At 67.4% G+C, this 19,133-nt stretch carries 17 protein-coding genes; 5 read left to right on the top strand and 12 right to left on the bottom strand.

Annotated features, from left to right (window positions below; translation table 11 throughout):
* Positions 1-123: 123 nt before the first annotated feature.
* The 4 genes from ASF09_RS03475 to ASF09_RS03460 all read left to right on the top strand — a co-directional run bounded on the left by ASF09_RS03475 (position 124) and on the right by ASF09_RS03460 (position 3,166).
* A complete protein-coding gene (locus ASF09_RS03475; protein ID WP_060524599.1) occupies positions 124-1,185 on the top strand; it encodes a 1,9-bis(guanidino)-5-aza-nonane synthase in 1,062 nt (353 codons plus the stop codon).
* A 203-nt stretch (positions 1,186-1,388) separates the two neighbouring features.
* Positions 1,389-1,814 (top strand): MAPEG family protein, encoded by a 426-nt coding sequence (locus ASF09_RS03470; RefSeq protein WP_060524597.1) that lies wholly within the window; start codon positions 1,389-1,391, stop codon positions 1,812-1,814.
* Positions 1,815-1,899: 85 nt separating this feature from the next.
* Entirely contained in the window at positions 1,900-2,904 is a 1,005-nt protein-coding gene (locus ASF09_RS03465; RefSeq protein WP_060524595.1) for an alpha/beta hydrolase, read from the top strand.
* Between the two features lie 67 nt (positions 2,905-2,971).
* The gene (locus ASF09_RS03460) at positions 2,972-3,166 is read left to right on the top strand and encodes a hypothetical protein (RefSeq protein ID WP_060524593.1); all 195 of its coding nucleotides are present in this window, start codon (positions 2,972-2,974) and stop codon (positions 3,164-3,166) included.
* A 3-nt stretch (positions 3,167-3,169) separates the two neighbouring features.
* On the opposite strand, the gene ASF09_RS03455 is transcribed toward ASF09_RS03460, so the two are convergent.
* The 12 genes from ASF09_RS03455 to ASF09_RS03400 all read right to left on the bottom strand — a co-directional run bounded on the left by ASF09_RS03455 (position 3,170) and on the right by ASF09_RS03400 (position 18,760).
* Positions 3,170-5,056: an XrtA/PEP-CTERM system amidotransferase gene (locus tag ASF09_RS03455; RefSeq protein ID WP_060524591.1), complete on the bottom strand. Its 1,887-nt coding sequence runs from the start codon at positions 5,054-5,056 to the stop codon at positions 3,170-3,172.
* Positions 5,057-6,559 (bottom strand): exosortase A, encoded by a 1,503-nt coding sequence (gene xrtA / locus ASF09_RS03450; RefSeq protein WP_060524589.1) that lies wholly within the window; start codon positions 6,557-6,559, stop codon positions 5,057-5,059.
* Complete coding sequence (locus ASF09_RS03445) at positions 6,556-7,827, bottom strand: glycosyltransferase (RefSeq protein WP_060524587.1); 1,272 nt, start codon at positions 7,825-7,827, stop codon at positions 6,556-6,558. Before ASF09_RS03445 ends, xrtA begins: the two co-directional genes overlap by 4 nt.
* Positions 7,824-8,864 (bottom strand): FemAB family XrtA/PEP-CTERM system-associated protein, encoded by a 1,041-nt coding sequence (locus ASF09_RS03440; RefSeq protein WP_060524585.1) that lies wholly within the window; start codon positions 8,862-8,864, stop codon positions 7,824-7,826. Before ASF09_RS03440 ends, ASF09_RS03445 begins: the two co-directional genes overlap by 4 nt.
* Positions 8,861-9,736 carry an XrtA system polysaccharide deacetylase gene (locus ASF09_RS03435; protein ID WP_235529559.1) on the bottom strand — a complete coding sequence of 292 codons (876 nt, stop codon included), beginning with the start codon at positions 9,734-9,736 and terminating at the stop codon, positions 8,861-8,863. Before ASF09_RS03435 ends, ASF09_RS03440 begins: the two co-directional genes overlap by 4 nt.
* Positions 9,723-10,802 carry an ExeA family protein gene (locus ASF09_RS03430; protein ID WP_060524583.1) on the bottom strand — a complete coding sequence of 360 codons (1,080 nt, stop codon included), beginning with the start codon at positions 10,800-10,802 and terminating at the stop codon, positions 9,723-9,725. Before ASF09_RS03430 ends, ASF09_RS03435 begins: the two co-directional genes overlap by 14 nt.
* Positions 10,803-10,815: 13 nt before the next feature.
* Positions 10,816-12,537 carry a hypothetical protein gene (locus ASF09_RS03425; RefSeq protein WP_235529556.1) on the bottom strand — a complete coding sequence of 574 codons (1,722 nt, stop codon included), beginning with the start codon at positions 12,535-12,537 and terminating at the stop codon, positions 10,816-10,818.
* Positions 12,534-13,574: an AAA family ATPase gene (locus ASF09_RS03420; RefSeq protein ID WP_060524581.1), complete on the bottom strand. Its 1,041-nt coding sequence runs from the start codon at positions 13,572-13,574 to the stop codon at positions 12,534-12,536. Before ASF09_RS03420 ends, ASF09_RS03425 begins: the two co-directional genes overlap by 4 nt.
* 6 nt (positions 13,575-13,580) lie before the next feature.
* Positions 13,581-15,104: an XrtA system polysaccharide chain length determinant gene (locus ASF09_RS03415; protein ID WP_060524579.1), complete on the bottom strand. Its 1,524-nt coding sequence runs from the start codon at positions 15,102-15,104 to the stop codon at positions 13,581-13,583.
* 11 nt (positions 15,105-15,115) lie between these two features.
* Positions 15,116-15,760 (bottom strand): XrtA/PEP-CTERM system exopolysaccharide export protein, encoded by a 645-nt coding sequence (locus tag ASF09_RS03410; RefSeq protein WP_060524577.1) that lies wholly within the window; start codon positions 15,758-15,760, stop codon positions 15,116-15,118.
* A 139-nt stretch (positions 15,761-15,899) separates the two neighbouring features.
* Positions 15,900-17,126: a pyridoxal-dependent decarboxylase, exosortase A system-associated gene (locus ASF09_RS03405; protein ID WP_060524575.1), complete on the bottom strand. Its 1,227-nt coding sequence runs from the start codon at positions 17,124-17,126 to the stop codon at positions 15,900-15,902.
* Positions 17,123-18,760, bottom strand: coding sequence for an acyl-CoA ligase (AMP-forming), exosortase A system-associated (locus tag ASF09_RS03400; protein ID WP_060524573.1), 1,638 nt, complete (start codon positions 18,758-18,760; stop codon positions 17,123-17,125). Before ASF09_RS03400 ends, ASF09_RS03405 begins: the two co-directional genes overlap by 4 nt.
* 77 nt (positions 18,761-18,837) lie before the next feature.
* Here ASF09_RS03400 and ASF09_RS03395 point away from each other — a divergent pair, with 77 nt between their 5' ends.
* Positions 18,838-19,116, top strand: a complete 279-nt coding sequence (locus ASF09_RS03395; RefSeq protein ID WP_183128688.1) for an acyl carrier protein — start codon at positions 18,838-18,840, stop codon at positions 19,114-19,116.
* Positions 19,117-19,133 lie beyond the last annotated feature (17 nt).

Raw genomic sequence — 19,133 nt, 5'->3', positions numbered from 1 at the left:
TCCTCCCCTCCCGTTTACGGGAGGGGTCGGGGGAGGGCTTGTCCGCGAGCGTGGCGTTCGCGGATATTTCAGTCCCTCCCCTAACCCCTCCCGCAAGCGGAAGGGGGATTTATGGAGCATGTTATGACCGAAGACACCCGCATCGACGCGCAGCGCAAGGCGGAACTCCTTTCCACTACCGTCGAGCATATCGACATCACCAGCTTCGACGCGCGGCCGATCGTCGATGCGATGAAGAAGATGTCGTTCACCAGCCGCGATCTCGGCCGTGCGACCGACATCTACAACCAGATGCTGGCCGACAAGGACTGCACGATCTTCCTCGTGATCGCGGGCTCGACCTCGGCCGGCGGTTGCATGGACCTGTATGCCGAGCTGCTGCGCAACAACATGATCGACGGCATCGTCGCGACCGGCGCGACGATCGTCGACATGGATTTCTTCGAGGGCCTCGGCCACAAGCATTACCAGGCGCTCGAAGTGCCGCACGACGACGTGCTGCGCTCGCTGATGATCGACCGGATCTACGACACCTATATCGACGAGGAAGAGCTCCAGCACGTCGACCACACGATCTTCGAGATCGCCGAGACGCTCGAGCCGCGCGCCTATTCGAGCCGCGAGTTCATCCGCGAGATGGGCAAGTATCTCGTCGAGCACGGCAAGAAGGAGAACAGTCTCGTCAAGCTCGCCTACGAGCATGACGTGCCGATCTTCTGCCCGGCATTCGTCGATTCGTCGGCAGGCTTCGGTCTGGTCAAGCACCAGGTCGATGCGGTGAAGGCGGCCAAGCCGTACATGGTCCTCGACGCGATCGCCGACTTCCGCGAGCTCACCGAGATCAAGATCAAGGCGGGCACCACGGGGCTGCTGATGATCGGTGGCGGCGTGCCGAAGAACTTCATCCAGGACACCGTGGTGTGCGCCGAAATCCTCGGTCACGACGACGTCCAGGTTCACAAGTACGCGGTGCAGATCACGGTGGCCGACGTGCGTGATGGTGCTTGCTCGTCCTCGACGCTGCAGGAAGCGGCATCGTGGGGCAAGGTGAACACGGGCATCGAGCAGATGGTGTTCGCCGAGGCGGGTTCGGTCATGCCGCTGCTGGCGTCTGATGCGTATCATCGTGGTCTTTGGAAGGACCGTCCGGTCCGCAAGTGGGGCGCGAGCTTCGACAAGGCCTGAGGCTACTTCGCTGATCCTCCCCTGCAAGGGGGAGGTGGCGCGAAGCGGCGGAGGGGGAGGCGGCGATAACGCCCGTTTGCCCTTTCCTCCCCCTCCGTCAGGCAAGTGCCTGCCACCTCCCCCTGGCGGGGGAGGATCAGATAGCGTTGCTCCTGTCGGGCAATTGATGCAGCCTCCTCCGGATAACCGGGGGAGGCTTTTTCATGCATAGCGAGATCCTGCGGCCGATGGTCGTGCTGATCGCGTGGACGCTCGTGATGCTGGGCTGGACGCTTGCGACGCGGTTGCCGGCGATGAAGGCGGCCGGCGTCGACATGGGCAAGCTCGTCGGCACCAAGGCGTCCGACGCGGATCGATCACTGCCTCCGCAGGTGCAGTGGAAGGCACACAACTACAATCATCTGATGGAGCAGCCGACGCTGTTCTACGCGGTTTGCGCCGTGCTCGCGCTGAGCGACACGGGCAACGGCGTCAACGCCTGGATCGCCTGGGCCTATGTCGGGCTGCGGATCGCGCACAGCCTCGTCCAGGCGACCAGCAACCGCGTCGGGGCCCGCTTTGTCTTCTTTATGCTGTCGAGCCTGATGCTCGTCGCGCTCACGCTGCATGCCGCGCTCGCCGTGTTTTGAGAGGCGCCCGACACCGCATGCGAATAATCGCCGATCGTAGCGCCCGCCCCTCCCCGAACGCAGTCCGATCGTCTAGGATTTCGCCATGACCTTCGATCGCCGTTCTTTGCTCACCCTCCCCCTCGCCGCCGGGCTGGCGCTTCCTGCATTCGCGCGGAGCGGTGCACAGTTCACCGCCGCTCAGCTGCGCACGACGGACATGCCGATGTGGCCGCCCGCAGAGCGGTTCGCGCTCTGGCCCGGTATCCCGGCAGGCGCGCCGAACCCGCTACCGGTCCCGCAGCCGCGCATGCCACGCTACCCGGACGGCTATCGCGACTTTCAGATGCGCGGCGTGGTGCGGCCCGAGGTCGGCGTGTTCCGCCCAGCTCGGCCCGACGGCCGCGCGGTACTGATCGTTCCCGGCGGCGGCTATTCGATCACCTCGCTCCGCAACGAGGGCATCGACGTCGCACGCGTCCTCAATGGTTTCGGGATCACCGCATTCGTGCTGAGCTACCGCCTGCCCGGCGAAGGCTGGGCCGACCGCGCCGATGTCCCGCTTGCCGACGCGCAGCGCGCGATGCGGCTGATCCGCGCCAACGCGCGCACTTACGGGATCAGGGCGGAGAAGCTTGGCGTGCTCGGCTTTTCCGCCGGTGGCCACCTCGCCGGATCGGTCGCCGTGCTGCACGACTTCAAGGCCTACCGCCCGATCGACGCCACCGATCGCCATTCCGCCCGCCCCGCCTGGGCGGGGCTCATGTACGCGGTCTCCAACATGGATCCCGGCCGCAGCCACGGCGGATCGCGCGCCAACCTGCTCGGCCCCGATCCGCTGCCCGCGGTACAGGCGCGCTACGCGGTCGACCGCCAGTTGAAGGCCGGCGACCCGCCACTGTTCCTCGTCCACGCCGAGGACGATAACACCGTGCCCGTCGCCAACAGCGTCGACACGCTCGCCGCCGCGCGTCGCGCCCTCATCCCGGCGGAGGCACATTTCCTCCAGCATGGCGGACACGGTTTTGGCACGCGCCTGTCACCGCGCGCGCCGGGATCGCTCTGGCCGCAATTGTTCGATCGCTGGATGGGCGAACTCGTCGCGGGCTAGCGCCGCCGCGCGTCTAGGGAGCTAGTCGCGGGGTCCGGCGTTATCCTACGATACCGGGAGAGCCACGATGACCCAGCCGCATGACCAGCCACGCGACGTTTTTCACGAGGAGGGCGAGGTCATCATCGATGGCCCCGGTGGCGCGGTGATCGCGATGACCCCCGAGGCGGCGCTGCGGACGGCAGGTCGGCTCGACGATGCCGCGCTGGAAGCGTTGATCGCGCGCGCAGGTACCAGCGTCGAGCCCATGCAGTCGCATTGAAGCCTAGCCGAACACCCGTTTCATCGAGCGTTCGAGCATCACGAACTGCCAGAGCGTGCGGCCGTGCTCGGCCCGCCCGGCCCGGTGTTCGTCCGCGATCCGGGCGATCGTCGCCATGTCGAACCACCCAGTTTCGCCTAGCGTCCGAGACTTGGCGAGCGCCACCGCCTCGCCCGCCAACGCGCCCCTGAACCATGCGCTGATCGGCGTGACGAAGCCCATCTTCTGGCGATACAGGATCTCGCGCGGCAGATAGGGCCTCATCCCCTTCTTCATCAGCCATTTGCCCTCGCCGCGACGGAGCCGCATGTTCGCCGGCAAGGTCGCACAGAATTCGATCAGGCGGTGATCGAGCAGCGGCTCGCGCGCCTCGAGCCCAACCGCCATGCTCGTGCGATCGACCTTGGTGAGGATATCGCCGGGCAGCCAATGCTTGATATCGGCATATTGCGCGCGGTCGATCGCATCGCGCGCGGGCGCGTTCGCCATCGTCGCGACATAGCGATCTTCCGCGCGATAGCCGCCGAGCTGCGCGCGGGCACCGGCGGTGAACAGCTGCGCGCGAAGCTCGGGCGACGTCACACCGACCGAACGCGCATAGGCCTCGCCGCCACCTTGCGCGAGCGCGAGCAGTGTCGACTTAGCGCGCAGCGGACGCGGCGCCCAGTCGGCCTTGGGATAGAACCGGCCCAGCGTTCCGAAGACCTCGGTACGAAAATGCGACGGGAGCAGACCGCGGACCCGCTCTTCCGCCGCGTGGAATTTATACCGACGATAGCCGGCGAGCGCTTCGTCCGCGCCGTCGCCGGACAAGGCCACGGTGACGCTTTCGCGTGCGAGAGCGCAGACCTGATAGGTCGCGAGCGCGGATCCGTCGGCAAAGGGCTCGTCGAAGCTTGCGACGAGCGTGTCGATCAGGCCGAAATCGCCCGACGCGACGACCCGCTCGCGGTGGTCGGTGGCGAAACGGCGCGCGACCGTGTCGGCGAACGCGCGCTCGTCATGTCCTGCCTCGTCGAACCCAATCGTGCAGGTGCGGACCGCCTTCGGGCTGGCCTCGGCCATCAAGGCGACCACCGCCGAGCTGTCGACTCCGCCCGACAGGAACGCGCCGAGCGGGACGTCGGCGACCATCCGCGAGCGGACGCCGGCGCGCATCCGGTCGACCAGTTCCTCGCCGAGCGCCTTGGCCGACCCGGTCGCGCGATTGGAAAAGTCGATGTCCCACCATTTGCGCGGTTGCGGCACCGGACGTCCGCGCTCGACCAGCAGGAAATGGCCGGCCGCGAGCTTCTTCACGCCCGCGACGATACACGCGTCATCGGGTACGTAGCCAAACGCCAGATAGTCCTCGACCGCGCTCAGATCGGGCACGCGGCGCAGTTGCGGATGCGCCAGCAGGCCCTTCAGTTCGGACGCGAAGGCGAGCGACCCGTCCGCGAGCTCGACATAGTGGAGCGGCTTCACCCCCATCCGATCGCGCGCAAGGAACAGCGTGTGCGCCTGCGAATCGTGGATCGCGAAGGCGAACATGCCGTTCAAGCGGTCGAGCATCGACGGCCCCCAGGCGCGCCAGCCGTGGAGCAGGACTTCGGTGTCGCCTTCGGTGCGGAAGATCGCGCCCTTCGCGGTCAGTTCGGCGCGGAGGTCGGCGAAGTTGTAGATCTCGCCATTATACGTGATCGTCAGCGACCCGTCCGACATCGGCTGCGGCGAGCCCTCGAGATCGATGATCGACAGGCGCCGATGGCCGAGGCCGACCCCCGGCGCGGTCCAGATGCCGTCGCCGTCGGGTCCGCGATGCGCCTGCGCGGCGATCATCGCGAGGACGCGATTGGGCTCGACCGGCTTGGGGGTGCCCGGATGGAAGATCCCGGCGATGCCGCACATCTAGCGTGCCCCCGCGATTTGGCCCGCGGCGCGATCGGCGATCCGGTCGAGCGGCCCGAGCGCGGACAGGAAGCGCACGACCGGGCGCGGATCGGCGCCCTCGGTCGACAGGTGGATCGCCACTGCGCGTTGCGGACCGCCGAGCAGCCGCGCCTTCATCGTCTCGATCTTCACCAGCGTCTCGTCATGGGTGGTTGCGTCGCCCACCCGGTACCACGTCGCGACGATCCGCTCCACGGGGCCGGGCGCGGTGATTCGCATGACGCTGCCGCCCGCGCCGCTCGCGTCGGCGATGTCCGGAAGATCGGCGACGCGCACCCAGCGATCCTCTTCGCGCAGCACGCCGGTGCCGAACGCGATCAACTCCTTGCCCTCGTGCTGGCTGCCGAACACCGCGATGCTCATGTCGACGGTCGCGCCCGAGGCGTCGGCATAGCGCCCGAACAGATAATGATCCGCGCCGGGATAATAGGGCATCCACGGCGCGCGCGTGCTGACTGACACGCGGTGCCAGCCGGCGATCTCGGGCAGGTCGATATGCGCGGGCAATCGCTGTGCCCGTCCGGCGACCGCGGCGCTCCAGGCGGGGAACACCGCGACAGTCGCCACCGCAAGACAGGCGGCGAGCACCGCGCCGGTACGACGGCGGCGCGGCGCCTGGAGCGTCGCGGGATCGAACGCGGGATCATCGGGCGCGCGGTCGAACCACCGCCAGCCGATCGCGAGCACGCCCGCCATCACCACGCCGAAGAACACCCAGCCATAGATGATGTGGTCGATCCCGGTCGCCGCCTCGACCGAGGTCAGGTCGGCCGCCCAGATCGTCCCGAACGCGCGGAAGCCGTTGGCGATGACGGGGACGACGACGGAGACGATCAGGAAGATCGCGCGGCGTCGGCCGGAGACGAAGCACAGATTGGCGACGAGCACGCCAAACGCGACCATCGCGATGACGAACTTGGCGCCCGAGCACGCTTCCGCCACCTCGAAATAATAGCGGCCGGCGTGGATCAGCACGCCGTCGACCACCGCGGGCACGCCGACCAGATGCAGCAACGGCATGACGATCGCGACCGTCACGGTCTGGAGTGGCGGTTCGAGGCCTTCGCCGAACGGCACGAGGAAGAATGCGTAGCACAAGGGGAACAGCAGCCCGCGGGCGACATTGGGGCCGAGGATCGTCAATACGGCGCCCTGCAGCATCATCACCAGCCCGAGCTGGCGCGCGAAACCGACCGACGCGGCGTCGCCCATCAGCCAGCCGACCCCGCCGATCGCGATTAGCGCGAGCCCCGGCCACCAGCCGGTCGGCACGAGCTGCGCCAGTTCGGTGCGGCGCTGCCATACCAGCCACGCGATCACCGGCCCGATGAAGAGGCAGTGCCCAAAGGTCGTGCTGGTCCACCAGATCCGCGCGAGATCGCGGACGTCGCTGCGGAAGATCAGCAGGATGATCGCCGCCACCAGCGCGAGCGCGATCCCGTGGCGGCGCCAGTCGGTCATGCCTTAAGGTCGAGCAGTGCGTCGAGCGGCGCAAGGCGTGCGTCCCAGCCATAGCGTCGGATCACCTGCGCACGAGCGGCGGTGCCGAGCGTGGCGGCGGTTTCGGGGGCGTTGAGCAGTGCTACCACCTGGTCGGCGAAGTCGCGCGCGGTTTCGGCGACGCGGATCGTGCCGGCGTGGTCGATTCCCTCGGCCGCGGCGGTGGAGGCGACGATCGGACGCGCCATCGCCATCGCCTCGAGCACCTTGTTCTGGATACCGCGCGCGAGTTTCAGCGGCGCGACGCAGACGTCGGCGGCCGCGAGCCAGCCGCGGACGTCATCGACTTCGCCGGTGACGGTGACGTGGTTGCTGGCGAGCGCGTGAACCGCGGGCGTGGGCGCGCGGCCGACGATCGCGAACCGCGCGGGGGTGTGCTGGCGGACGAGCGGCAGGATGTCGCGCGCGAACAAGGTAACCGCGTCGATGTTGGGGCGGTAGTCCATCTGCCCGGTAAAGACGATCAGCGCTTCTGCCCCCCTCCCTGAAAGGGAGGGGCTGGGGGTGGGTTGGCTGGCTTGTGCCACTGGCGTTGAAGCTTGGGGAAACCGACCCACCCCCGGCCCCTCCCTTTCAGGGAGGGGGGCAGGATTGGCGAACTGCGCGCCCGGATCGAACTCTACCGAGTCGATGCCGTTCTCGACGGCGAGCACACGCCCGGGCGCGCCGCCGCCGCGAAACATCGCGGCTTCGGCGGTGCTGACGAACAGGCTCGCCGAGACCCGCCCCGCAACCTCGCGTTCGAACGCCCCCAAGAGCCGAGCCTCACGCTGCATTATCCAGCGCATCGGCCCGCGGGAGTCCTCGGCGAACCCAGAGAACTTGGCGGAATCGACATCGACGAAATCCATCACGACCGGCGGTGCGTCGACCGGCAAATACTGCGCCATCTGGCCTGAGAAGCAGTAGACACCGCTGACGTTAGGCATCACGCGATCGATCGCCGCCTGCATCGCGGGATGCGCGAACGCGGTCAGCGATACCGGCCTGCCGGTCGCCAACGCCTCGACCGCCGCCCGCTTCTGCGACTTGGTGCGCGGCACGATCGTGCAGCTCGCCAGTATGTCCGTGAACGCCGTCGGCGGATCGACGTCCGCCGCATCGTCCGCAAACGCGACCAGATGAACGCGCGTGCGCTTCGCCAGATACTGGAGGATGTGAAAGCTGCGGATCTTGTCGCCACGGTCGGGCGGGAACGGCACGCGGTGCGCCAGGAACAGCAGAGTCACCCCAGACCTCGGGAGATCCACGGCCCGGCGGCGTTGGCGGCCCACAGCGGCAATCGCTTCCAGGTCCGCACCATCAGCGCGTATTTGGGGTTGAGCGGATTGACCTCGCGCGCCGGTCCGTTGCTGCGCTTGGCGTACAACCGCGGCTCCGGCACGAACCCCCAGTTCTTCTTAAACGCCGCCGCCCCGGTGCCGGTCTTCGAGCGCCCGAAATCGAACCGCGTGCATCCCCGCGCGCGCGCGCGTCCCATCAGCGCGAAATACATCCGGTCGTTGGCGCGCAGCCCCCGCGCAGCGTCGGTGCCGCCGCCCCAATAGGGATAGACGATGCCGTCATGATACAGGCTGAGGACGCTCGCCACCGCCCTGCCCTCATGCCGGACAGTCAAAACATCGGCATCCATGGCGTTCACAACGCTACGGAAAAGTTTGGCGGGAAACACCGGCGTGCCGAGATTGCGGACCGACTCCGCATAAACATGATAGTGCTCCGCGAGCAGTTTGCGGTCGTTGCCCGTCACGATCTCCAGATCGAACCCGAGCGACCGACGGACTTCGGCGCGCTGTTTCCGCGGGATCGCCAGCAGTTCGGCGTCGTCGTCCAAGGCAAGATCGCGCGCGAAGCCAAGATAGCTGGTATCATCGCTTGCCCAACCCTCAGGCGCCCGACCACCGCGCAGTTCGACCGACGGGCAGCCGATCCGTAGCGCGAGGTTCCACGCCCCCGCCGCGAGCGGCTCGACCGCATCCCCGAGCACACCGCCATCGACGCCGAACCCGGTCGACACCAGCGCGCGCCCGAACAACGGCGAGCGCATCTCGGTCAGCGGCAGCACGCCGACGATCGCACCGCGCGCGTCCTCCGACAGCAGATAGCGCGCGCGCTGGCCACAGCCCGCCTGCACCGCGCGGCTCCATGCAGGCAGGTGAAACGGCGTCGCGCCCTCGGTCGTCGCAACGAACGCTTCGATCCGCGCGCACGCCGCCGGATCGCGAAGGTCCGCTTCGCGCACGCCGACGGGCATCGGCGCGGTCACGCCAGCCGGGCCGCTTCGCGCGCGACAACCGTGTCGACGCGGCCCCAGGCGTGGCGCCCGAGCAGCCCGCGCAACTTGCCCGCCATCGCGCCCAACCGCGAATAATGCCGGATCTTCGACCGTAACGGTGCCGCGGCAACGCGCGGTTGCGAAGGATCGATCTCCCAGGGATGGAAGTAGAACATCGCCGGCCGGTCTTCGCGATTGACCTGACGCACTGCGAAATCGGTGATCGCCCCGGGCAGCAGGCGGAAGAACCCGCCGCCCGTGGCCAGCTTGCGCTCGCCGAGCTTGGCGACCGTCACCGGCACCTCGATCAGCGCGCTGTCGGGAAGCGGCTTGAATCCATAGCGCGGCGCGTCGATCCAGCCATAATGATCGTGCTTCACCGGCGCGACGCTCGACGAATAGGCATAGCCTGCCGCGGCCAGTTCGACATGCGCCCAGGGCGTCCGCTGATCGATCGAGAAGCTCGGTGCGCGGTACCCGGTGACGTTGGTGCCGGCCGCATCCTCGATCGCCTTGCGTGCACGTACCAGATCGGCGCGGAACACCTCCGGCGTCATCGTGAAGACGCGCTGGTGATCCCAGCCGTGGCTCGCGATCTCATGACCCGCATCGACGATCCGCCGGATCAGCGCGGGATAGCGGTGCGCCACCCAGCCGAGCGTGAAGAACGTCGCCTTGGTATCGCGTTCGGCAAACAGCGCGAGGACCGCGTCGGTGTTCGCCTCGACGCGTGGCAGCAGCAAATCCCAGTCCGCCTTGTCGATCACGTTCTCGAACGCACCAACCTGGAACCAATCCTCGACATCGACCGACATGCCATTGAGAACGGTAGGTTTGTGCGCCGTCACGTCAGGCCGCATCATGCCAGGCAGCAACGCCGCGGATCGGCGAATAGTCGGGTTTGTCGGTGTCGCTTTCGACCCAGTCGACGAGCAAGGTCAGCACGCGACGCAGCGCCTCGTCCTGCAATTCGACACGCGCCTCAAGATCGGCGATGCGGTCGACGATCGCCGGATCGAGGGGCGCCATTGTGGGGACGGCGGCGGGCGCGGCCTGACGATTGGTCGCAGCCTCAGAGACGTGCGCATTCTTCGCGGTGTCGGTCGCGATCGTCGGCAGGTCACCCTCGAGATCGCGCTGGACCGCGCGCACGACGTTGGCGTCGATCACCGTCAGGTCCTCGATCGCGGCGTGCAGCATGACGCGGCCGGCGAGCATGTTCAGGCGACGCGGCACGCCTGCCGAGCCCGCGTAGAAGGCGGCGAACGCATCGTCCGCGAAGTCGGGATTGCCGGTCCAGCCGACCACCGACAGACGGTGCGCCAGATATTCCGACACCTCGTCAGCCTCCATCGGATCGAGATGGTGGATCGCGATCACGCGCTGGCGGAGCTGTTCGAGCCGGTCCGAGCCGTGCAGCCGATCGCGAAACTCGGGCTGGCCGAGCAGAACGATCTGGAGCAGCGCGTGCCCGCCGGCCTGGAAGTTCGACAGCATCCGCAATTCTTCGAGCGCGGAGATCGGCAGCGCCTGCGCTTCGTCGACGATCAGCAGCGTCCGCTTGCCGGTCCGCGCGACCGCGTGCAGCCCGCGCTCGATCGCGGTGAGCAGTTCGGCCTTGGTCAGCCGGGCGGGATCCACCTTCAGTTCGGTGGCGACGATCCGCAGCAGATCATCCGCCTCGATCGCGGTGGAGACGAGCCGGATCGCGTTCAGGCGCTGGTGATCGATCGTATCCATCAGATGGCCGACCAGCGTCGTCTTGCCCGCGCCGATATCGCCGGTAATGACGATAAAGCCCTCGCCCTGCGCCAGACCATAGCCGAGATACGCCATCGCCTTGCGGTGGGTCGCGGTCTCGAACCAGAATTTGGGATCGGGGGTCAGCTGGAACGGCCGACCCGTCAGACCATAATGCTCGTCGTACATATCTTACTCGCCTTCAGAACTGGTACCGCGCACCGATCAGCGCCTGCGCCGACCAGTCGCTGTCGAGATCACCGACCTTGAAGCTGTAAAGTCCGAGCGACGCGGTGGTGCCAAGTCGCCCGAAATATCGATAATAGGTGCCGGTCGCGCCGTAGGACCAGACGCTGTCGTCACCCGAGATGGCCTCGAGCGGGACATTGGCGACGCCCGGCTCGTAATAGTTCGCGAACAGGTCCGCGTTGATCCCCGAGACCTGGCTGAGCGACCGTGCATAGAAGAGCTGCGCGTAATAGCTCTGGTCTTCGAGCCCGGTGACGACCAGCCCCGGTGCGCCGTCGGGCGCATAAAGGCGGCGATTGGTGTAGCCCACGCCGCCGCCCCAGGTCGAACGACCACGGGTGGCGACGATCACGCCGTCGACCCCGCGTGCGCGGTAGCTCGCGGTCGAGATCGACTGGAACACGTTGTCGAGGCAGCCACCCGGCTGCGCGCCGCTGGTACCGAACACGCAACCGTTGAACTGCTGGCCGAAGCCCTGCTGCCCGCCCGAGATGAAACTCGTCGGCAGATTGCCGAGACCGGTGCGGAGCTGGCGGCCGAAGGTCTGGATGCCGTCATAGACGTTGACCGCCATGCCGACCGACTTCGACGCCTGGTACGTCGCGGTGCCGGTGAAGCTGAGCGAGCCATAGCGCTTGCCCAGATGCCCCTCGACCGAGGTCCGACGGTTGGGTCGCCAGATCACGCCCGCATCGTAATACAGGCCGTCGGTGCGATACGCGATCCGCCGCGGCGACGCGTCGTTGGTGACGAACCGGCCGTCCCTGTCGAGCACCGGCGCACCGGCTGCATCGACCAACGCATCCTTCTGGCTGGTCTCGATCTTCTCGTAGCCGACGCCCGCGGTCAGCGCGACATAGGGCGAGATCGGCTGGAGGATATCGCCGCGGCCGTAATAGCCCTCGTACCGCTGCTTGAGCTGGCTGGCCGTCTCGCGGTCGTACGCACCGCTTACGGTGATGCCGAACGGCGCCACGCTGCCCGGCGCGGTCGAGGCGCGCGCGGTCACGGTGTTGCCGATCGAATCGTCGTAATAGTCCAGCCGCTGGCCCGCGAGCGCCGATCCGCCGAAGCTGGGCGTCTGAACTTTAGTGTAGCCGAGGCGATAATTCGCATCGAACGTGACCGGTCCGGCACGGGTGGTCAGGCTCGGCCCGGCATAGACCGAGTAGAGCTGCGACACGTTGTCGACATTGCCGATCAGCAGGCCCGGTGCGGCGCCCCGGATATCGGAGCGGGTGCGCGTGGCGATGCCGCCTGCCTCGAGAGTCAGGTTCGGCGTCACGCGGGCGTCGACCCGCGCGAGCCCCGAGTGAATGTCGTTGTCGACGGCGTTCTTGTTCCACGCGAACCGGTGTTCGTAGCGGTAGCTGACCTGCCCCGACACGCGCTGCGTCGCGATCGCCGCATCCACGCCAGCGGCCAGGCTGGTGTAGGTGAGCACGTCGCCGCCATTGAGGTCGGCGTCGAAGATCTGGCTCGCCTCCATATACGGTCTGACCGACACGCGTCGTTGGGTCTGGCCGGACTGCGCGGTCTGCTCCAGTTGCGCGGGTTGATCGGTCGCCCCCGCCTGCCCCGACTGCCCCGACTGGATGGTCTGCGCCGCCGCCGGCGCGCCGAACGTCAGCGCTGTGCCCGCCAGCGCGAGTATCCGGAACACGTGCCGGCTCACTGCGACACCTCATGGCCGTAATAACTGCCGAACCGCGCGCCGCCCTGGACGAAGGACACCGCGTTCAGGACGAGCTGGATGTGCTCGCATCCGTCGAGCAGGTTGACCGCGGCGCGGAGTTCGCTTTCGGGCGTGCGATCGGCGCGGACGACGAGCATCACCTGGCCGACGCGCATCGCCAGCACCGAGGCGGGCGACGCAGCGAGCGCAGGGGGCGAATCGAATATGATGATGCGGCGGGGGTTGGCCGCGAGCAGCCGCGCGATCACGGTTCTGGTCCGCGCACTGGCGAGCAGTTCGGTGTCCATCGCGGTCTTGGTACCCGCGGGCAGCACCGAGAGGTGCGCCACGTCGGTCCGGATCACGAGATCCTCGACGTCGATCGCGGAATCCGCAAGCGCATCGAGCAGTCCGGCGCCGGCGCTGAGCCCGAGCTGGTTGGCGACGTCGGGCTTGGCGACGTCGGCGTCGACGAGCAGCACTTCGGTGTCGCGCTCGGCGGCGATCGAAAGCGCCAGGTTGATCGCGCAGAAGGTCTTGCCGTCCTCGGGCCGCGCCGAGCAGACCAGGATCATGCGCGCCTTTTCGGGGCTGTCGCTCTCGGCGATCCGTGCGCTCGCGATCAACAGCTGGCGCTTGATCAGGCGAAACTCTTCGGCGAGCGGGCCGACCGGCGCGCCGGGCACGATCATGCCGTTTGCCGCCAGCATGCCGCGGTCGATCCGCGCGGTATCGTCGGACTCGTCCGGCGGCAGGTAGAATTCGTCGGACAGTTCGCTGCCGATCGGCGCGCGCAGTTCTTCGGGGATCGCCAGGAAGCTGGCGTCCTCGAACGTCGCGTCGAAGGCGGGACCGTGGGTCGGAGCGCGGTCCGGTGCCGCGGTCGGGACATCGTCGACGGCAGGAACGTCCGCAGGCAGGAGATCGTCGACCAGTGCGGGCGGAGCGCTTCGCGCGCGCAGATGCGCGTTGAAGTCGTAGACCTTGGCTGCGCGTTCGAGCAGCGAGGGTTCGCGATCAGGTTTCGTCACGGTCATCCCCCTTTATGCCGCCAGTCCGCGCTGCAGGATCTCGACCCCCAGCAGCAGGACATAGGCCGCGCCCAGAGCGGCGGTGCCACCCAGGAACATCTTCAACTTCGAACGCCGCTGGTCCGACTGGACCCGCGTCACGACTTCGCCGATCGACCCGATCACCGGCATCCCCGCTGCCTTTTCGAGCCGCGTCGTGGTCGCGAACGTCGTCCGCAACTGCCCCATCGCAAACGCTGCGCCGATCCCCGCCGCGAGTCCAGCGACCAGCACACCCGACAGCAGGAGCATCCGGTTCGGCGCGCTCGGCGTCCGCGGCATGGTCGGCGGATCGATGACGCTGAACTTGACATGATCGCTCTGCGACTGCGCCTGCCCCATCAGCGCGGTCTGCTCGCGCTGCGTCAGCAACGTGTCGTACTGGTCCTTGAGCACTTGGTAGTCGCGATCGATCGAACCCTGTTCGGCGGCGACCTCGGGATCGCCCGCGAGCTTCGAGTTGAGCATGTCGAGATCGCCCTGCAGCTGGCTCTTCCGCATCCGCAGCGACGCAACGGTCGCCTGACGGTCCGCCACCATCGACTGGAGCGAGGCATAGAGCGGGTTCTGCGCGCTGCCATTGGCGCTGACACCGGACAGGGGCTCGCTCCGCGCAGCCGCGGTCGCCGCAGAAAGCTGGCTCTTCAGCGCCACCACGTCGGGATGGTTCTCGGTATAGCCGCGCGCGCGCGCATCGGCGAGCTGGCCCTGGATCGCCTGCAAGCGCGCGCGGGCCGGACCCGCCGCGCCGGCTACACCGCCAACGCCCGCCACGGTCGCGGGGGTTCCCGCCATCTGCCCCTGCACTGCGGCGAGGCTCGACTGCGCCGCCGCCAGATCGCCGTCGACCTGCGACATCTGCGACCGCGCCGCACCGATCCGGTCGCTGATCGACCCGGTCCCCGGCAACGCGCCGAGATAGCGGTTCTGAAAATCGGCGCGCTTGCCCTCGGCATCCGAGAGCTGCTTCTGCCGGGCCGCGAGCTGCTGGTCGAGGAAGGTCAGGCTCTGCGTGGTCTTCGATCGATCGCCCGCCAAATTCTGCTCGACGAACAGGTCGATCAGTTTCTGCGTGACCTGTCGCGCCAGCTTGGGATTGGAGGCGGTGGCGGTAATCTGAAACAGGTTATCCTGTTGCGAGACGATCTTGATATTCTGTGCGAGGCTCGACACGCGGTCGGCGACATCGCGATCGCTCGACACGGTCGCCGCCAGATCGGTGCCGCGCACGACCTTTTCCAGCGTAACAGCCGAGGTCAACGTGGTGCGGATCGCGTCCACGCTCATCGGCACGCTCTGCGGCACGCCGTCCATCCCGGCGGGCAGGATCGTCTGCATCTGGACGAACACGCGCGCGGTCGACTCATACCGGCTCGGGATCTGCGAGACGACCAGCCAGCCGAGCACGCACACGCCCCACGCCACGCCGAGCGCCAGCCAGCGCCGCGTCCAGATGGTGTGGAGCGCGATGCGCACCTCGTCGTAGATCCCGTTCATCTGGGCGTGCCTCAGAACATCGATTCGGGGATGATGATCACGTCGCCCGGCTCGAGCCGGACGTTCGCCGAGGAATCGCCCTTCTTGAGCAGATTGCCGATCTGCAGCCCGTATTCGGTTTGCTTGCCGGTCGCGCGGTCGTAGCGGACCAGCCGTGCCTTGTTGCCCGCGGCATATTGGCTGAGACCGCCGACCGCGATCATCGCGTCGAGCAGGGTCATGTTCGCGCGATAGGGGATCGAGGCGGGCTTCTCGGTCGCGCCGACGATGCGAACCTGCTGGCTATAGGTGCCGCTGAAATTCTCGACGATCACCGAGACGATCGGGTCCTTGATATAGGCGGCGAGCGCCTTCTTGATGTCGTCGCTGAGCATCGCCGGGGTCTTGCCGACCGCGGGCATGTCGTTGATCAACGGCGTCGTGATCCGGCCGTCGGGACGCACCTGAACCTTCGACGACAATTCGGGATTGCGCCAGACGAAGATGTTGAGCTGATCGAGCGGGCCGATCACGTATTGCTCGCCCGGCAGCTCCTTGTTCGCGACATAGGCGGCAGGCGGCAGTTCGGGACGACCGCCGGTGCTCGTGCAGGCACCGAGCGTGGTCGCGGCCACGCCAAGGGTCAGCAGGGATTTCGAAACGGATCCGGAACGCATTGGCACTTTTCTCCTGGTGTCACACCGCCCATCGGCAGCCCGACAGTCGGCTAAACTCGGCCTTCGCTATGGAGGGAACAGGTGAAGATAGCGTTAGGAGCGCCTCGTAACCATGCTCCGATAGGTCAGCACCGCGTCGCTATAGCACAGATACGATCTCGGTAGCGGGTGGATGCCCGAGAAACGCCGCCGGGCTGGCGCTCGCACCATAGGCTCCGGCCATGAAGATCGCGATCAGGTCGCCGATATGGACAGGGGGGAGCGCGACCTTGTCGCCGAGCCGGTCGAGCGGCGTACACAAGGGGCCGACGACGGAGACGGTTTCGGTGGGCGCGTGGCCCATACGGGCGGCGACCGCGATCGGATAGTTGCGGCGGACGACGGTGCCGAAATTGCCGCTGGCGGCGAGCTGGTGGTTGAGGCCGCCGTCGACGATGACGAAGGTCTCGCCCTGGCTTTGCTTTATGTCGATGATGCGGGTCAGATAGACACCGGCTTCGGCGACGAGCCAGCGACCGAGTTCGATCGCGAACCGCGTTTCGGCGAGGATTGCGGGACGGGATGCGAGCGCATCGGCCAGCGCCTCGCCGACGCGCTCGACGTTCAGCGCAACGTCGCCGGCGAAATAGGGAACGCCGAAACCGCCGCCGAGATTCACTAGCGGGGGCGCGACGCTGGCCTCATCGCTTAGTCTGGCGGCGAGCGCGATCGTCGCGGCCTGGGTCTCGATGATCGCGGCGGAATCCAGCGCCTGGCTGCCAGCGTAGATATGAAAGCCGCGCCAGTCCGCGCCGGCCGCGACGATCGCCTTCACGAGCGCGGCCGCCCGCACCGCATCGACCCCGAACGGCGAAGCGCGCCCTCCCATCCGCATCCCCGAGCCGCGGAGTTCGATGTCGGGGTTTACGCGGACCGCCATGCGCGGTGTTTGCCCGAGGCGGTCGCCAATCGCGAACGCCCGTGCCGCCTCGCCTTCCGACTCGACGTTGAGCGTGGCGCCGGCGGTGATCGCGGCGGCGAGTTCGTCGTCGCGCTTGCCGGGACCCGCGAAACTGATCGAGACGGCGGGTTTGACGATCATAGCCTTCGCGAGTTCGCCCGAGGAAGCGACGTCGAGCCCGTCTACCAGCGGCGCGATGGCGGTCAGCAGGTCGGCGTGCGGATTGGCCTTGATCGCGTAATGGAGGTCGATCGCCGGCATCGCCGCACGAAACCGCGCGATGCGGGCAGCGACGATCGCCATGTCGTAGACGAACAGCGGCGTGTCGCCTGCCTCCACAGCCCAACCATCGGCAGGCCGACCGCCGATCGTTAGCGGACCATCCTGCTGTGCGAACTCAGGAGGAAGAGCACCCATCGGTTTCATGACGCGCTCCCCTCCATGTTCCCCCGCGAAGGCGGGGCCCCAGACTGGACTCCCGCCTTCGCGGGAGAACAAGCTTTTACCTCCGACGCAATGGCAGACCGGTCCAACTTCCCATTGGCATTACGCGGTAATTCATCCCGCCAGAGATACCCCCCCGGCTGCATGAAGCTCGGTAGAGCGGTCCGCAATCGCGCCCGCAACGCCGCTTCCTCACCCGCATCCCCCGCCAGCATCACGACGATCGCCTGCCCCAGCCGCTCGTCCGGCACACCGACTGCGACCGCCTCGCGCGCCTCGCCGCCTGCCAGTACGGCCTCCTCGATTTCGAGCGGGCTGATCCGGTTGCCCGCGCTCTTGATCATCTCGTCATCGCGACCGACGAATCGGAGCAAGCCGTCCTCACCCTCGACGACGGTATCGCCCGACCAGACCGCCATGCCGTTGCCATCGGGTGCCGGCCGGAACCGCTGCGCCGTCCGCTCAGCGTCCTGCCAATAGCCTTGCGCGACGAGTGGCCCCGAATGCACGAGTTCCCCCGCCTCCCCCGGCGCAGCGCGCGTGCCGTCGGGTTTCACCACCGAAACCTCGGCAAACGGGATCGCCCGCCCCATCGCATCGGGATGCGTATCGATCAGCGCCGGGTCGAGATACGTCGACCGGAACGCCTCGGTGAGCCCGTACATTGCGTACACTTCCGCCGCCGGGAACCGCTCGCGCAGGCCTCGCACGAGTCGCGGCGTCAGCGCGCCGCCCGAGTTGGTCAGGCGTTTCAACCGCGCGGCGGTTTCCATCGGCCACTCCGCTTCCAGTAGCTGAACCCACAAGGGCGGCACACCTGCCAGCGTCGTCGCCTCGACCCGCTCGACCGCCTTCACCACGTCGCGTGCGACCAGATAGTCGAGCGGCGCTACCGACCCGCCGGCTGCCCATGTGCAGAATAGCTGGTTCTGACCGTAGTCGAACGACAAGGGGAGTACGCCGAGTACGCGGTCTTCAGGCTCCAGCTTCAGATAGTGCGCGACGGAGATCGCGCCGAGCCACAGGTTGGCGTGGCTTAGCATCACGCCTTTCGAGCGGCCGGTGGAGCCGGACGTGTAGAGGATCGCGGCCAGGGTATCGGGGTCGACGTCGGAGGGGCCCATCATTCCGCTCCCCTGCGGAGGCGGGGGGCCAGGAATCACGGGCGTCGCGTCCTGCAATCCTGGGCCCCCGCGTTCGTGAGGGAACGAGAGTAGCTCCGTCTCGTCCACGATCGCGCAGCCATCCGGTACGTCGCCATCGTCTAGCGTCCCAGCCCGCGCGCTCTGGGTGACCAACAAACGAGCGCCGCTGTCCCCCAGAATATGCGCCACCTGCGCTCGGCGGAGCAGCGGGTTGACCGGGACATGCACCAGCCCCGCTCGGGCTACCGCAAGCGGCATCAAGCACGCCACGCGCGTCTTCGGTAGCCACGTCGCGACGCGGTCGCCGGCCGACAGCCCTCGGCCAGCGAGCCACCCCGTCAATGCACCGACCCCTGCCTCAAGCTCGGCAAACGTCATCGTGCCCGCCTTGTCGACCAGCGCGACGGCATCCGGCGCACCACGCAGCGCGATGTGGTCGATGGGGTACGGAACAGGGTCGAGCGCGATCATGACGCCCTAATAGCGCCAAGCCGTTGCCGAATTCACCCCCACACGCTAGCGGGGCCGGGTTCCTAACCGTTCAGGCGATGCTCGTGATCTTCGAAGGCACTTCCCAAGTCGAAACGACGGTACGCGCCGTCCTCGCCGATATCCTCGGTCTCAGCGCCGATCGCGTCGCCGCGTTCACGCCCGACACACCGCTGTTCGGCGCCTTGCCCGAGCTCGATTCGATGGCGGTGGCAAGCGTGCTGACCGAACTCGAAGACCGGCTCGGCATCCTGATCGAGGACGACGAAATCGACGGCGAGATGCTCGAGACGTTCGGTGCACTCGTCCAGTTTGCCGCCAGCAAGGCACTGGTCTAGCCTTAACCGGGGGTCTA

The organism is Sphingomonas sp. Leaf242 (assembly GCF_001422045.1).
In the GTDB taxonomy this organism is placed as follows: Bacteria; Pseudomonadota; Alphaproteobacteria; order Sphingomonadales; family Sphingomonadaceae; genus Sphingomonas.
Note: the sequence above shows the minus strand (reverse complement) of the source record. Positions and strands in the feature narration are given on the sequence as shown.

Bases quoted from the DNA above. Each gene is read 5' to 3' on its own strand.
- ASF09_RS03405 (WP_060524575.1), bottom strand. From the start codon at position 17,126: ATGAAACCGATGGGTGCTCTTCCTCCTGAGTTCGCACAGCAGGATGGT.
- ASF09_RS03465 (WP_060524595.1), top strand. From the start codon at position 1,900: ATGACCTTCGATCGCCGTTCTTTGCTCACCCTCCCCCTCGCCGCCGGG.
- ASF09_RS03415 (WP_060524579.1), bottom strand. From the start codon at position 15,104: ATGAACGGGATCTACGACGAGGTGCGCATCGCGCTCCACACCATCTGG.
- xrtA (WP_060524589.1), bottom strand. From the start codon at position 6,559: ATGACCGACTGGCGCCGCCACGGGATCGCGCTCGCGCTGGTGGCGGCG.
- ASF09_RS03470 (WP_060524597.1), top strand. From the start codon at position 1,389: ATGCATAGCGAGATCCTGCGGCCGATGGTCGTGCTGATCGCGTGGACG.
- ASF09_RS03455 (WP_060524591.1), bottom strand. From the start codon at position 5,056: ATGTGCGGCATCGCCGGGATCTTCCATCCGGGCACCCCCAAGCCGGTC.
- ASF09_RS03430 (WP_060524583.1), bottom strand. From the start codon at position 10,802: ATGTACGACGAGCATTATGGTCTGACGGGTCGGCCGTTCCAGCTGACC.
- ASF09_RS03395 (WP_183128688.1), top strand. From the start codon at position 18,838: ATGCTCGTGATCTTCGAAGGCACTTCCCAAGTCGAAACGACGGTACGC.
- ASF09_RS03400 (WP_060524573.1), bottom strand. From the start codon at position 18,760: ATGATCGCGCTCGACCCTGTTCCGTACCCCATCGACCACATCGCGCTG.
- ASF09_RS03420 (WP_060524581.1), bottom strand. From the start codon at position 13,574: ATGACCGTGACGAAACCTGATCGCGAACCCTCGCTGCTCGAACGCGCA.
- ASF09_RS03410 (WP_060524577.1), bottom strand. From the start codon at position 15,760: ATGCGTTCCGGATCCGTTTCGAAATCCCTGCTGACCCTTGGCGTGGCC.
- ASF09_RS03460 (WP_060524593.1), top strand. From the start codon at position 2,972: ATGACCCAGCCGCATGACCAGCCACGCGACGTTTTTCACGAGGAGGGC.
- ASF09_RS03475 (WP_060524599.1), top strand. From the start codon at position 124: ATGACCGAAGACACCCGCATCGACGCGCAGCGCAAGGCGGAACTCCTT.
- ASF09_RS03435 (WP_235529559.1), bottom strand. From the start codon at position 9,736: ATGATGCGGCCTGACGTGACGGCGCACAAACCTACCGTTCTCAATGGC.